10 protein-coding genes are annotated in these 14,133 nt (G+C 46.7%); 5 read left to right on the top strand and 5 right to left on the bottom strand.

The window, feature by feature from the left end; genetic code table 11:
- Nucleotides 1–2 precede the first annotated feature (2 nt).
- A complete protein-coding gene (locus ABIX36_RS24925) occupies nt 3–1,388 on the bottom strand; it encodes an SGNH/GDSL hydrolase family protein (RefSeq protein ID WP_348084883.1) in 1,386 nt (461 codons plus the stop codon).
- Between the two features lie 177 nt (nt 1,389–1,565).
- The gene (locus ABIX36_RS24920; protein WP_348084882.1) at nt 1,566–2,390 is read right to left on the bottom strand and encodes a glycoside hydrolase family 25 protein; all 825 of its coding nucleotides are present in this window, start codon (nt 2,388–2,390) and stop codon (nt 1,566–1,568) included.
- 380 nt (nt 2,391–2,770) lie between these two features.
- Here ABIX36_RS24920 and ABIX36_RS24915 point away from each other — a divergent pair, with 380 nt between their 5' ends.
- Nucleotides 2,771–3,091 (top strand): hypothetical protein, encoded by a 321-nt coding sequence (locus tag ABIX36_RS24915; protein WP_128534286.1) that lies wholly within the window; start codon nt 2,771–2,773, stop codon nt 3,089–3,091.
- Between the two features lie 2 nt (nt 3,092–3,093).
- A complete protein-coding gene (locus ABIX36_RS24910; protein ID WP_348084881.1) occupies nt 3,094–4,128 on the top strand; it encodes an Atu2307/SP_0267 family LLM class monooxygenase in 1,035 nt (344 codons plus the stop codon).
- A 182-nt stretch (nt 4,129–4,310) separates the two neighbouring features.
- Here ABIX36_RS24910 and ABIX36_RS24905 read toward each other — a convergent pair whose 3' ends face one another.
- Both ABIX36_RS24905 and ABIX36_RS24900 read right to left on the bottom strand, forming a co-directional pair.
- The gene (locus ABIX36_RS24905) at nt 4,311–4,517 is read right to left on the bottom strand and encodes a hypothetical protein (RefSeq protein WP_348084880.1); all 207 of its coding nucleotides are present in this window, start codon (nt 4,515–4,517) and stop codon (nt 4,311–4,313) included.
- A 196-nt stretch (nt 4,518–4,713) separates the two neighbouring features.
- A complete protein-coding gene (locus ABIX36_RS24900; RefSeq protein ID WP_348084879.1) occupies nt 4,714–5,268 on the bottom strand; it encodes an acyl-CoA thioesterase in 555 nt (184 codons plus the stop codon).
- A 177-nt stretch (nt 5,269–5,445) separates the two neighbouring features.
- Here ABIX36_RS24900 and ABIX36_RS24895 point away from each other — a divergent pair, with 177 nt between their 5' ends.
- Nucleotides 5,446–7,944, top strand: a complete 2,499-nt coding sequence (locus ABIX36_RS24895) for a DUF4965 domain-containing protein (RefSeq protein WP_348084878.1) — start codon at nt 5,446–5,448, stop codon at nt 7,942–7,944.
- Between the two features lie 76 nt (nt 7,945–8,020).
- Here ABIX36_RS24895 and ABIX36_RS24890 read toward each other — a convergent pair whose 3' ends face one another.
- Nucleotides 8,021–8,563: an alpha/beta fold hydrolase gene (locus ABIX36_RS24890; protein ID WP_348084877.1), complete on the bottom strand. Its 543-nt coding sequence runs from the start codon at nt 8,561–8,563 to the stop codon at nt 8,021–8,023.
- Between the two features lie 451 nt (nt 8,564–9,014).
- Between ABIX36_RS24890 and ABIX36_RS24885 the strand changes: the two genes are divergently transcribed.
- A complete protein-coding gene (locus tag ABIX36_RS24885) occupies nt 9,015–11,693 on the top strand; it encodes a ThuA domain-containing protein (protein ID WP_348084876.1) in 2,679 nt (892 codons plus the stop codon).
- 63 nt (nt 11,694–11,756) lie between these two features.
- Nucleotides 11,757–14,108, top strand: coding sequence for a TonB-dependent receptor (locus tag ABIX36_RS24880; RefSeq protein ID WP_348084875.1), 2,352 nt, complete (start codon nt 11,757–11,759; stop codon nt 14,106–14,108).
- Nucleotides 14,109–14,133 lie beyond the last annotated feature (25 nt).

The raw sequence follows: 14,133 nt of genomic DNA, 5'->3' as shown, positions 1-14,133 counted from the left end.
TATTAATCTACTAAGGTGATCTCGAAACGGTGCGGAACGGGTTTGTTTACCGTATACATCTCGTTGGTAAGCAGGTCCATTTCTTTTTGCCAGGCATCCCGTACGGCTTTAAACCGGGCTTTTTGGTAGGTTGGGATAGTTACGGCGACAAAAAAATCCTTTTTGCCATACTTCTGCAGCGAGTCTACCGTGGCATCGCCATCGTTAAACAGCAGGCCTTGGGGTTTCAGGATAGAATAGTGGATCCAGTAATATTCGCGCAGTCGGCGTTCTATCGTCCAGCGTTCCTCGTTCAGGTGCATTACAGCAAGCGCCTGCTGGTACTCCGGGGTTGTTTTAATAAGCGCGAGATTAATGCCCTGCGCAAACTCGCCGCCGCTAAAAACACCAATCGCCTTGCCGTCTATCCTTAAATTATATTTTCTATCCTCCAGTCCGCTCACCTGCAGCATCTCCTTATTAAACTCTTCGGTAAAAGGAATGATCTTTAAAGCTTCCGATTGCGCTTTGTTCGGCCTGCCGAAACCGCCGGGGATGGTATCCATAGGGTAAGGCAACGAATTGGAGAGATAAGTGAATTTAACACTGCCGGTTGTGATAGCAGGCTGCGTAATTAAACAATTTTTAGCTAAAACGATTTTTTTATTTTTGGCGTTTATAGAGATGTTTGCCACACTGCTGCCATCCAGTCCCTGCGATTTCAGGAACACGTAGGCCATCACCATCTGCCCGTCGTTTGTGGGATGGATGCGGTCGCTGCCCTGCAGGGTAAAGGCCGAATCTGTTTGTTGCCCGCGCAGGTTAATGGCGGTCATTGGGGTACCAAAGTCTACAAAGTCCCATTTATTTTGCAGGGCTACGGTGCGTTGCTCTGCTGCTATCTCCTGCATAGCAATGTTCTTTTTTAAAAGCGGCGTCGTTTTAATTTTGGCCGTTTCGTCATAAGGCGAGGATGCGATCATGATCTTCCTGACCCCGGGGTGTTGCTTTAGTTTATCCACTATCAAAGCGAAACTCTTTAGCGATTCGGCCACTTTTGCTGTATAAACCGAATCTGTTTTAGCGCCTTTGAGGTTTTGGTACCCGGTATCGTTCATGCCGAAGGTAAGCGTAACCACCGTAGGTTTTTTGGCGAACACATCGCTGTCCAGGCGCTCATACATTTGTTTGGAAACGTCGCCGCCTATCCCGGCGTTAAAAAGCTGGATGCGCCGATTGGGGAAATGGGTTAAATAATACAGCCAGATGTAAGAGTGGTAATGCCCGCCATCGGTGATACTGTTGCCGGTGAATACCACCCTATCCCCCGCCTTAAATGGCTGGATGGTTTGCGCGTGTAAATACAGCACATTGCCGATGAGGAAAACAACAAGGTAAAAACGCTTCATGAAATTCGAGGCTTAAATAGCTAAATTGATTTAGCAAATAAATGGCATTTAATTTGATTTTGCAAGAGCAGCGAAAAAGTTTTTTGTAACAGCTTTGATGGAAGCGGGGGATGATGGTAGTTTCGAGGTAACCAATCTTTAGGTAAACTAAGCCTGGTCAGGAGTTGCTTTCCTCCCCTACTTCACCAGCAATCTTTGAAAGGTCAGGCTATCGCCCTTAAACACATTAAAGTCTACCGCGTGGTTGATGCCGTTTACTCGGGCTTTATCCGAGTGCTGCCAGAAACGCCAGGTGCTGCTACCATCCATTTTTAGCCTGGCCTGGTAATAATGCGCTATCCATAAAGGGTAACCATCAAAATAGCCGTCGAGATAGTCCTTATAAAAACTGATGCTGGTATAAATAATAGGCTTTACGCCGGTTTTGCCTTCTACATGCTTTAAAAACGCTTTCAGCTCTTTGCGCATAGCTTCGGGCGAGGTGCCGTCCAACACCTCAATATCGCAAACGGCGGGGAGGTCCCCACGTTCCATCGTAACGTTTTGCAGGAAGAAACGCGCCTGCCAAAGCCCTGCCTTCTTCGGCCTGAAAAAATGGTAAGCCCCGCAGGTGATGCCCGCTTTTGGCGCTTCGCGCCAGTTGCGTTTAAAATAGGAATCTACCAGCATCAGGCCTTCCGTGGCTTTTATAAAGGCAAAACCAACACGTACGCTATCGTCTTCCATGGCGCGTACTTTATGCCAGTCTATCTTGCCCTGCGCGTATGATACATCTATGCCGTGTATTTGGTAGCCCGCCGGGATGCGGATCTTGTAGCTTTTATAGGCGCGATAGTTCGGGTCGTTGCCAATATCGCGGATCCAGCGCCAGGCACCGGTAAAGCCATTGAGGATATACCCATAATAAAAAGGCGAAAGCAGGATGAGCACGAATATTACGACGGGCCATCTCCACCAGGTGCTGCCGGGTTTGCCCTTTTTGCTTCGGGTTGCCGGTTTCAAGGTTCGTTTTACAGGAGGTTTGGTCGATCTGGGTGCTGCCACAATGCAAAGGTAATAACAACCGGGGTTTTTCTGGTGAAATTGTCTGAATTGGAATTTGTCTGAATCAGAATTTTCAGAATTCTATAATTAACAGAATTTGCTTAAATGGAGGTTGCAAGATTAAACTCCTTCACGTCATCTGATTATCGATAACAAATTGTGTGGCGGATCATGATAATTTATTGCCGATTCAAAGAACTCCGGTTTTAAAACTCGCAATAAGACGCATATGGTCAACCCTCATTCTGAAATTCTGAAAATTCTGATTCAGACCCAACCCGAAACCAAACAGCTTTTTATAAGTTTGTTGTAGCATACAACCTTAACATACCAAACCGATGAAACAAAAATTCCATTACGCAACCGTTAGCGAAGCCATAGACAAGCTGAAAGAGCAGGGTTTCGACTTAGATTTTAACCTGGAGGCTAACCATTTAAAAGCCGGCGAATACACCTACCCTGCCGATGAGTTTGAAATTGTGGATGTGTACCGCTACGAAGGCCCATCCGACCCGGCCGACGAAGCAACCGTTTACGCACTGGCATCACCGGCAGGCCAAAAGGGTATTTTAGTTACCGGCTACGGCTATTCGGCAGATGAAGTAGCGGAAGAAACGCTGAAACAGCTGCATTATAAATACCAGGCAAAGCAGGATTAAACATGGAATTAGGGATAAGCACCTTCGGCGAGGTTAGCCCGGATGGTAAAGCGGGCGGCGCTGTTAACGCGCATAAACGCGTACAACAGTTACTGGAAGAAGTTAAACTGGCCGACGACGTTGGCCTGGATGTTTTTGCCTTTGGCGAGCATCACCGGCCCGATTTTGTGATCTCGGCGCCCGAAATATTTATGGCCGCCGCTGCATCTGTTACCAAAAACATCCGGCTGTCCAGTTCGGTTACCGTACTCAGCTCTGCCGACCCGGTGCGCACCTTCCAAAACTTCGCCACGGTTGATTTGATCAGCGGTGGCCGCGCAGAGATCCTGGCCGGACGCGGTTCGTTCATCGAATCGTTCCCTTTGTTTGGCTATGATCTGAATGATTACGACGAGCTGTTCAGCGAGAAGCTTGACATGTTGATGCAGATAAACAAAACAGAAAAAATCACCTGGAAGGGCGAGTTCCGGGCGCCGATAAAAGATCAGGGTATTTATCCACGCCCCCTGCAGCCCGAAATACCCATTTGGCTGGGCGTTGGCGGTACGCCGGCATCTGCAAAACGCGCCGGGCGGTTAAACCTTCCCATGACGATTGCGATATTGGGCAGCGCGCCAAAACACTTTGTATCCTTTGTAGAACTGTATCGCGAAGCCGCGGCAGCAGCCGGGCACGATGTTAGCAAACTACAGCTCGGCATCAGTTCACAATTTTATATAGCCGAAAGCAGCCAACGGGCGGTGAATGAGTTTTACCCCTCCTACGAGGCGCTGATGAACCGCGTTGGCCGCGAGAGGGGCTGGTCGCCCATGAGTAAGGAGCAATTTGAATACCTCCGCAGCGACGGTCCACTGATAGTTGGCGACGCGCAAATGGCTATTGACAAGATATTGGAACAGCACCGCCTGTTTAAAAACACCCGTTTTTTGGCCCAGCTGGTTACCGGGCATACACCGCATAGCGGGGTATTAAAGGCGATAGAATTGTTTGGAACGAAAGTGGCACCGGTGGTAAGGAAGGAATTAGGAGTGGTTTAAACCGCCCGGCGAGTGGACTCGCCCCGGGGTATGCTTCGCTGCCCGACCCTCTCTGCTTCGCAAAGAGGGCGAAGATAAAAGTCCTGCGGCGATGGGTTTATAACCCATCGCCGCTATATATAAATTGCGACAGATGGATTTTATCACAGAAAATATAGGTTTGCTTTTGGGGTTTGCCTGAATTAATTAAATACTATCATAAACTCTATCCCGGTAAGTATCAGTATCGATAGAAAAATTCCGCCCAATATTATTGCTGCTTTTTTTAATTTTTTCCCATCCTTGGTCCTTAGCCATGCGATAAAATTAAAAAATAAATACACCATACCTGTTATAATAATTACTGCTTTTAAAAGTGTCATTATTATATAAATGGTGTTTTTATCCATAACAAGGTTCTATTTAAATTTACCAAGTAGGCCACATAAAAAAAGCCTTTAATTAGCGGGGGATATGCACAATTTTTTTCTTCTTTGGGCTTTCCTTTAAATCTCCGAAAGGCCTCGTTAACCCTAAGATGCAGAACTTATTCGGCATGACGGGAAGTTAAAATCCGAAATCGAACATTCTATATCCGAAATCAATTTACTTCACCCTTTCAATCCTGCATCTTTCCGTTTTCAGCAGTTCGATAGTCTCATTCATCTCAAAATCTGATTTGATGCGCGATTCTTCCTGGCGGTAGTACTTCTTCAGCTGCTTGCGATGCAGGCCCTGAAAAAAGCGGCGGATCTCTACGTCGGTATACAGTATAAGGCCGGGCACTTGCAGTGGAACATGGTTATCGTCCATAGCCACCATGGTAAAGTAGCTGGTATTGGTGTGTTTTATCTCGTGGGTTTTTACATTTTCAGATACTACCCTAATGCCCACCACCAGCGAGGTACGCCCCACATAGTTTACAGATGCCATCAATGATACCAGTTCGCCAACCTCTACGGGCGCCAAAAAATCAATATCTTCCACCGATGCGGTTACGCAATAAGCGCCCGCATGCTTGGCCGAACATACATAAGCAACCTTATCCATCAGCCCCATAATAATGCCCCCGTGTATTTTTCCGCCAAAGTTGGCGTAGGATGGGATCATCAGTTCGGTGAGGGTGGTTTGCGATTCGGTAACGGTTTTAAAGGTGTCCATAAGCAAGGCGTTAATAAGCGCCCAATTTGCGCAAATAATTTAAGGTATCAAAAAAGCATCACACAGGCTTTAACTGCTAAATGCATTTAATTCATGGTTAAACAAATCCTTATTTATACTATTGTATTCTGTGTTTTGAATAGTCACGGGTCCAACAATTTTTAAAACATCATTTACATGAAAAAATTCTTCAATTTTATTTCCGGCTGGGGAAACCCCGGCCGAGCGCTCTTATGCGGCATTTTAGTCAGTTCAACAGTGCCTGTATTGGCACAGCAGGATCATGCCCCTGCCTATCCGCTGATCACGCATAACCCCTATTTTAGCATCTGGTCTACAACCGATAAGCTGAACGAATCTACCACCACGCACTGGACAGGCAAAAGCCAGTCGCTGTTAGGTGTGTTAAAGGTGGACGGCGAATATTACCGCTTTATGGGGCAGGCCGCGCCGCATTACAAAACCGTACTACCGGCGGCAGACGAAAGCTCCTACACCTGCAAATACAGTTTTACCGCCCCTGCGGCAGGCTGGGAAAAACAAAACTATGCCGACCAGGATTGGAAAAGCGGCAAAGCCCCTTTCAGCGATAACGAAAACACTACCGGCACGCGCTGGACGAGCCGCGAAGTATGGGTACGACGTGCTTTTACGCTGAACGAGCTACCAAAAAGCCCTCTATTGCTTCGTTTATTTCATGACGACGATGTGGAGGTTTACCTCAACGGCAAACAGATCTACGCCAGCGGCGGTGCCAATGGCGATTTGCAGATGTTTGAGCTATCTCCTGCGGCTGCATCCGCCTTAAAAACCGGCGAAAATGTTTTGGCTTTGCATTGCACCAACACGGGCGGCCTGGCTTCGCTTGATGCCGGTCTTTCTGTAAAAGTGGAAGACAAAACAAACGAGGCTATTAAAATGGCCAAACAAACTGCCGTAAAAGTGGATGCCACTCAAACCATCTACAGCTTTAAATGCGGCGCGGTAAATTTGAATGTAACGTTTACTTCGCCCTTGCTGATAACCGATATTAAAACATTGGCTAACCCGGTATCGTACATCACTTACGAGGTAAAGGCAAACGATAACAAAACCCACGCGGTAGATCTTTACCAAGGCGTTTCTACCGATGCTGCGGTGAATACCCCGGCACAGGAAGTTAAGGCCGAAACTTATACCGCCGGCACCATCAAAATTATGAAGGCGGGTACAACCGAGCAGCCTGTCCTCAAAAAACGCGGCGACGACCTGCGGATAGACTGGGGATACCTGTATGTGGCATCACCAACTTATAATGCCAGGCAATATATCACAACCGAGGATGAGGCGATCAATTCCTATCTTTCAACCCCGGGAACCAATGCTACGGTGGTTGGCAAGCAATTGATGCTGAACACATTGCTGCCTTTTGGCAGGGTTGGCAAAAACGGCGCGGAAAAACACATCGCTGTTGGTTACGACGATATTTACTCGGTACAATATTTTAAAACCGACCTGCGCCCATGGTGGCGCAATACAAAAGGCGCTACCATGGATGGCGTTTTGGCCGCTTCGTTAAAAAATTATTTAACGGTTATGGCCGCCTGCCGTAACGCTGATGCTAAAATCTATATCGGCGCCTACCAGGCCGGTGGTGAAAAGTATGCCAAATTATGCGTGCTGGCTTACCGCCAAAGCATCGCGGCGCATCAGTTGGTAAAAAGCCCGCAGGGCGAACTGCTTTTCTTATCTAAAGAAAACTTTAGTAACGGTTCTATCAACACAGTGGATATTACCTATCCATCGGCACCCTTGTACCTGCTATATAACCCCGAATTGCTTAAAGGCATGATGAACGGTATTTTTTATTACAGCGAAAGCAGCAAATGGGCAAAACCATTCGCGGCACATGATTTGGGCACCTACCCTCTTGCCAACGGGCAAACTTACGGGGAGGATATGCCGGTAGAAGAATGCGGCAACATGGTGATACTGGCGGGCGCCATTACAATGGCACAAAAAGACCCTGCCTATGCCAAAAAGCATTGGAAAACACTCACTACCTGGACCAATTACCTCGCCGAAGCTGGCTTTGACCCGGGCAACCAATTATGTACCGACGATTTTGCAGGCCACCTGGCACATAACGCCAACCTATCCGTCAAAGCTATTGTGGCTATCGGCGCTTATGCTAAAATGGCAGCCATGCTTGGCGATACAAAAACTGCCGCTAAATACAGCACGCTGTCTAAAGAGCTGGCTACCAAATGGATAGCCAAGGATGATGCAGGCGATCACTATGCGCTTGTTTTCGATGATAAGAACACCTGGAGTCAGAAATATAACATGGTTTGGGACAAAGTTTTAGGACTGAACCTGTTCCCGCAATATGTGTACGATAAGGAGATAAAATACTACCTGGGCAAACAGGAAAACTACGGCTTGCCATTAGACAGCCGCAAAACCTACACCAAAAGTGACTGGATCTTGTGGACCGCTGCCATGGCCGATAACCGCAAGGATTTTGACGCGTTGGTGAAACCCATTTACAAATTCGCGCAGGAAACATCGTCTCGCGTACCGCTAAGCGACTGGCACGAAACTACCACCGGTAAAATGGTTGGTTTCCAAGCCAGGAGTGTTGTGGGCGGATACTTTATGAAAGCCTTAAAGGATAAAATGACGGGGAAGAAATAAGAAATGTTTCGGTGTTAATTAATAGCGATGGGTTTAAAGCCCATCGTTATTTTATTATCCGCCGTTTATACTTTTGCTACGCACCCTGGTCAAGGGCTTGCAGATAGGTCAATCCCTGTTTCCATAGCCCTAAGTTGGAGGCAGAGTTAATATGTGCTGCGTCACCAATATTTTTCAATTCGCTGTTCCAACTCTCCGCGAAAAGCGTTGCGCGCTCTGCTGTTACATAAAAATCGTTAGTGCTGAATACGGTGATAGATCTGAATGGCAATGCCGCTAAGGGAACCGGAGCAAAGCCTGTGGTACCGAGGGGATAGCTATCCGCCTCTGTGTCACTTGGTGCTACCATAAGCGCGCCCTTAATGGCGTAATTGTATTTTTGTGCCCAAAAAGCGATGGTTGCACAAGCCAGGCTATGCCCCACCAATATTACCGTTCCCGGCTCTTGCCGGCTGATGGTTTGTTGTATTTTAGCTATCCAATCTTCGCAAACGGGGGTTTCCCAGTCATCCTGTTCTATCCTTACAAAGCCAAAACGGTTTTCCCAGATAGATTGCCAGTGTTCCGGGCCCGAACCTCCCAGCCCCGGGAGAATAAAAATAGTCGATTTAAAGTCCATTGCTGTGGTTGATAAAATTTGCATTAGCTGATTATGAGGGTCAAAAAAAACCTTTTAAAGATATTACAGATTTATTTCCGTTCCGAATTTCATCAAACAAAATATTTCCGGGCTGATAACGTGTGCCGAAGGCAACGCCCAGTTAACGGTAAAATCTTTAGATGAAGCAGTAAGATATTTACCTCTCTCCTCCTATTTTAATATATTCAGTAAACTTAAAAACAAGGAGGCCTACCCCACTTCTTCAAAATAATTATACTCTTCTTCCAAAAAACATTTGCTTTTTTTGAGCTTTTATTAACACAATTGTACAATATACCGTAGTAATGTGTAATATTTGAGATACTTGTTTTCCATTTATTAGTTTTAATATTATATTTAATGCGTAATAATCACACAATGAGAATAACGTGTGGTTTTTAACTAATTATCAACCAAATAAACTTCCAATATGCGATTTAAAATTACCCTCTTGCTTGTGCTCTGTGTAATGCTGTTTAATTTCAGCAAAATACCTACAAAGCCAAGAATACTGGTTTTCACAAAAACATCAGGCTATCACCACGAAAGTATTGCCGTTGGCGTGCCCGCCATTATGAAGCTGGGTGCCGAAAACAACTTTTTGGTAGACAGCACCTCTGATGCTTCGAAGATTACTGAAAGCAACCTTAAAAAATACTCGGCGGTTGTGTTTTTACATACCACCGGCTACATGCTGAACAACTACCAGCAAGCCGACCTGGAGCGCTATATGCAGGCTGGCGGTAACTTTGTTGGCGTACATGCCGCCGCCGATGCCGAATACGACTGGAAATACTATGGCCGCCTGGTTGGCGCCTATTTTTTAAGCCACCCGCAGCAACAGGAAGCTACGCTGAACGTAGTTGACAAAAACCACCCGTCTACCCGCGGTTTACCCGACGTTTGGAAACGTAAAGACGAATGGTACAACTTCAAAAGCATCAGCCCGAAACTTCACGTGCTGATAACGATTGATGAAACCAGCTACACCGGCGGCAAAAACAGCCCTACCCACCCAATGGCCTGGTACCAGAATTTTGAGAACGGCCGTTCTTTTTACACCGAACTGGGCCACACCGATGAATCTTACACGGACCCATTATTCCTTGGCCACCTGCTTGGCGGCATTAAATACGCCATTGGCGATAACAAAGCGTTAGATTACAGCAAAGCCACAACTGTGCGCGTGCCGGAAGCTAACCGTTTTGAGAAGACCCAATTGGTACAAGGCACCTTTTTTGAACCTACCGAAATGGCTGTATTGCCAAACTTCGATATATTGGTATCGCAGCGCCGCGGCGAGTTGATGCTGTACAAAAACGGCACTAAAACAGTAAAACAAGCCGGCTTTTTAGATGTGTACTGGAAAACGCATACCAAAGGCGTTAATGCCGAAGAAGGTGTGTTGGGTTTAAACATCGACCCTGATTTTAAAACCAACCACTACGTTTATATTTATTACAGCCCGTCGGATACCTCAGTAAACCGCCTTTCGCGTTTCACCATGACCGGCGACACCATCGATAACAAAACCGAAAAAGTTATATTGCAAATGTACTCTCAGCGCGAGATCTGCTGCCACACCGGCGGTTCTATCGCTTTCGGTCCGGATCATATGCTGTTCTTATCAGCCGGTGATAACAGTACCCCTTTTGATGAGCCGGGCAAAAAACCATTTAATACCCGCGCGTTTGCACCACAGGACGACCGCCCCGAGTTTTTAAACCACGATGCGCGCCGTTCTGCCGGTAATACCAATGATTTGCGCGGTAAGATCTTACGTATAAAAATTAACCCGGACGCTACTTACAGCATCCCCGAAGGGAACTTATTTAAACAAGGTACACCAAAAACCCGCCCCGAAATTTATGTAATGGGCGACAGGAACCCATACCGGATCTCGGTGGATCAGAAAAACGGTTTCTTGTATTGGGGCGAAGTTGGCCCGGATGCGCAAAAGGATAGCTTAGAAACACGCGGCCCGCGCGGTTACGATGAGTTTAACCAGGCGCGTAAAGCAGGCTTTTTCGGCTGGCCATTTTTTATAGGTAACAACTACGCCTACCGTCCGTTTGACTATGCTACAGGTGTATCCGGCGCTCCTTGGGACCCAATGCACCCGGTGAACGATTCGAAAAATAACACAGGTTTGCGCGAATTACCACCAGCACAGCCTGCATTCATCTGGTACCCTTATGCCGAATCTCCTGATTTCCCGCAGGTAGGTACCGGTGGCCGTAATGCTATGGCAGGCCCGGCTTATTACACAGATATGTTCCCGAAGGCTACGCGTATGCCCGATTATTTTAATAAGAAAGTTGTTTTTTACGATTGGATCCGCGGATTTATTAAACTGCTTACCCTACAGCCAAACGGCGACCTGGATAAAATGGAGCCGTTTATGGCCAATACCAAATTCAATAACGTTATTGATATGGAAACCGGCCCCGATGGTAAAATTTACTTGTTAGAATACGGTACCGGCTGGTTTGCTAAAAACAAGGATGCAGGTTTAGCGCGTATAGATTACAACAGCGGTAACCGCGCGCCCGAAGTAGCAAGCATAGCTTCTACCAAATCTTACGGCGCATTGCCATTAACTACCGTATTAACGGTGAAGGCAACCGACCCTGAGAAAAACAAAATGACCTACATGTGGAATCTGGGCAACGGTGTTAAAAAGATGACCACCTTACCTAAATTAACTTATACCTATACCAAAAAAGGCAACTATACTGTTTCTGTTGAGGCAAGGGACGAGTATGATGCCGTAAGCACCAGTACCAAAACGGTAGCTGTATTAGCAGGCCAGGATTCACCGGATATGAAGGCAAAAGTAGCTAACATCAAAGCCAACGCGGCAGGCAAAGCCCTGATGATGTCGCTTGATTGCTCGGCCTGCCATAAAGTATCAGAAAAATCGGTAGGGCCTGCTTTTGCCGAGATAGCTAAAAAGTATCCTTCCAATGCTGCTTCCTCTGCTCATCTCATCAAAAAGATAGCAAACGGCGGTCACGGTGTTTGGGGTGATGTAGATATGCCTGGCCACCCTGCTTTAAAACCTGCAGAAAGCCAAAAGATCATTAACTGGATATACTCACTTAAATAATAAAATTGTTTTCTTTGCAGCGGATATGATAACCCCACATCATATCCGCTTTTTTATTTTACAATGAAGAAATTATCTGCTCTCTTACTCGCGCTGACGCTATTTTGTTCAGCATTCGCTCAAACCCGTATTAATTTTTCGGGTACCATTACTACCGCAAACGATTCCCCAATTGCGGGCGCTACGGTAAGTTTATTAAACACCAATTACGCCGCCATTACCAACGGCCAAGGCGCTTTTAGCTTTAAGAATGTACCTGCGGGCAAGTATACCCTGCATGTAAGCAATGTAGCCTATGCGGCTATCAATCAAAGCATCACTGTTAGCACACAATCGGCATCAACCAACATCAAGCTTACCGAAGCAAGCAGGCGGCTGGATGAAGTGGTAGTTACCGCGCAAAAAAGTGAAGAAGCTGCCCAGCAGATTCCGGCCAGTATCTCTACCTTATCTGCCAAACAAGTACAGGAGTACAAGGTGTGGAACCTGAAGGATATCACCGCTATTGTACCCAACCTGTATACCGCCAGCCCCGGCGACGACAGGAACGTAACCAGCATCCGCGGCGTGGCAACAACTTCTTATGACCCCGCTGTTGCTACTTACATAGACGGTGTGAACCAGTTTACCCTGGACACCTATATCCCACAGCTTTTTGATGTGGAGCGCGTAGAAGTATTGCGTGGCCCGCAGGGCAGCCTTTATGGCCGTAATGCCATGGGTGGTGTTATTAATGTAATAACTAAACAACCAACCAACCAAACCAGCGGCTTTGCCGAAGTGAACTTTGGTAGCTATGGCCAAAAACGCATCAGCCTGGGCATCCGCACACCGCTGGTACAGGATAAACTATACCTGGGTGTTGCCGGCCTGTATAATGGTTTTGATGGTTTTTACAACAACCAGTTTAACAACACCAAGCTGGATAAACAGCATTCCTTTATGGGGAACTATTATTTGAAGTACCTGGCCACCCAGAACTTTAATTTAACGCTGAACGTTAAGAACTACGCTAACCGCAACAATGGCCCGTTCGCCTTATCAGGCTCGCCGGGCGATGCTTTAGCTACGCCTTTCCAGGTTAGCCAAAACGCAGTTACCAAAATGATCGATAACATCTTTAACGCTTCCCTGTCTGCCAGCTACACCGGCAAAGATTTCAACTTTACATCAAGCACGGCTTACCAGCAAAACTACCGCTACTACACCGTGCCTATCGACGGAGACTTTTCGCCGATTGATGGTGTGAGCGTAATCAATAATTACGGCCCCGGTTTTAACAAGGTGAAGGTAACCACGCAGGAATTTAGGTTCTCCTCCCCTGCTTCGGCAACCAACATCAGGTGGACAGCCGGCTTATATGGTTTCTACCGTTACGCCCCAACCAAAACCGGTACGCACTTTGGTGAAGATGGTGAAATGGTTGGCGCTCCGTTCCCAAATTTCAGCACTATCAATACCAATATCGAGCATAACTACGGCACCGCGGTATTTGGCCAGGTAGTTTTTGTGCTTGATCCAAAATGGGACCTGACCGCTGGCTTACGTTACGATTATGAGCATAAAAAAGAAGAAGTAAAGGGCGAGTTCCAGATGGATGGTGACGCCCCTGTAGTTACACAGAATGATACTTCATCTACTGCGAGCTTTAAAGCCTTTACACCAAAGCTGAGCCTTGCTTACCATGTATCTGAGGCAAGCAACCTGTATGCAGCTTACAGCCGCGGCTTTAGGGCAGGCGGTATCAGTCAGCTTGGTGCCGATCCCTCGTCGCCGCCTTTGTTCGCCTACAAGCCTGAATACAGCAACAACTTTGAAGTAGGATCTAAAAACCTGTTCTTCGATAACAAACTAAGGGTGAACGCATCCTTGTTCTATATTTCAATAAACAACGCGCAGGTACCAACACTGGTATTGCCACAAGCGATTGTACTTACCCGTAACGCCGGTAAACTGCGCAGCAAAGGTGCCGAACTGGAACTTGCCGCAACCGTTTTAAAAGGCCTGGATATCTCTTACAACTTTGGTTATACCCACGCCCGTTATACCGACCTGAAGGTACCAAGCAACGGCGCTGTAGTAAACCTGAATGGCAACCACCAGGTTTATACGCCTGATGTAACCTCTATGCTGGCCCTTCAATATGGTTATTCGCTTGGCAGAGGCACCAAATTAGTTGCCCGCGGCGAGTGGAAATACCTCGGCAAACAATACTTTGACCTGGCTAACAACATTGAGCAAAAAGCTTACAGCACTTTTAACGCACGTTTAGGTGTTACCACTAAAAGGCTTGATGTGTTTGTTTGGGGAACCAATTTAAGCAACAAAAACTACATCGATTACGCTTACGATTTCGGCGCATCGCATTTGGGTAACCCAAGAATGTATGGCGTTACCGTAAGGACTAATTTTTAACATGTGATGGTAAACTTGTTATGCT

Source organism: Mucilaginibacter sp., from assembly GCF_039925265.1.
Lineage (GTDB): Bacteria > Bacteroidota > Bacteroidia > Sphingobacteriales > Sphingobacteriaceae > Mucilaginibacter.
Note: the sequence above shows the minus strand (reverse complement) of the source record. Positions and strands in the feature narration are given on the sequence as shown.

What these genes read in the sequence shown, in the direction of transcription:
- ABIX36_RS24925 (WP_348084883.1), bottom strand. Translation starts at nt 1,388, where the DNA reads ATGAAGCGTTTTTACCTTGTTGTTTTCCTCATCGGCAATGTGCTGTAT.
- ABIX36_RS24915 (WP_128534286.1), top strand. Translation starts at nt 2,771, where the DNA reads ATGAAACAAAAATTCCATTACGCAACCGTTAGCGAAGCCATAGACAAG.
- ABIX36_RS24910 (WP_348084881.1), top strand. Translation starts at nt 3,094, where the DNA reads ATGGAATTAGGGATAAGCACCTTCGGCGAGGTTAGCCCGGATGGTAAA.
- ABIX36_RS24905 (WP_348084880.1), bottom strand. Translation starts at nt 4,517, where the DNA reads ATGGATAAAAACACCATTTATATAATAATGACACTTTTAAAAGCAGTA.
- ABIX36_RS24900 (WP_348084879.1), bottom strand. Translation starts at nt 5,268, where the DNA reads ATGGACACCTTTAAAACCGTTACCGAATCGCAAACCACCCTCACCGAA.
- ABIX36_RS24895 (WP_348084878.1), top strand. Translation starts at nt 5,446, where the DNA reads ATGAAAAAATTCTTCAATTTTATTTCCGGCTGGGGAAACCCCGGCCGA.
- ABIX36_RS24890 (WP_348084877.1), bottom strand. Translation starts at nt 8,563, where the DNA reads ATGGACTTTAAATCGACTATTTTTATTCTCCCGGGGCTGGGAGGTTCG.
- ABIX36_RS24885 (WP_348084876.1), top strand. Translation starts at nt 9,015, where the DNA reads ATGCGATTTAAAATTACCCTCTTGCTTGTGCTCTGTGTAATGCTGTTT.
- ABIX36_RS24880 (WP_348084875.1), top strand. Translation starts at nt 11,757, where the DNA reads ATGAAGAAATTATCTGCTCTCTTACTCGCGCTGACGCTATTTTGTTCA.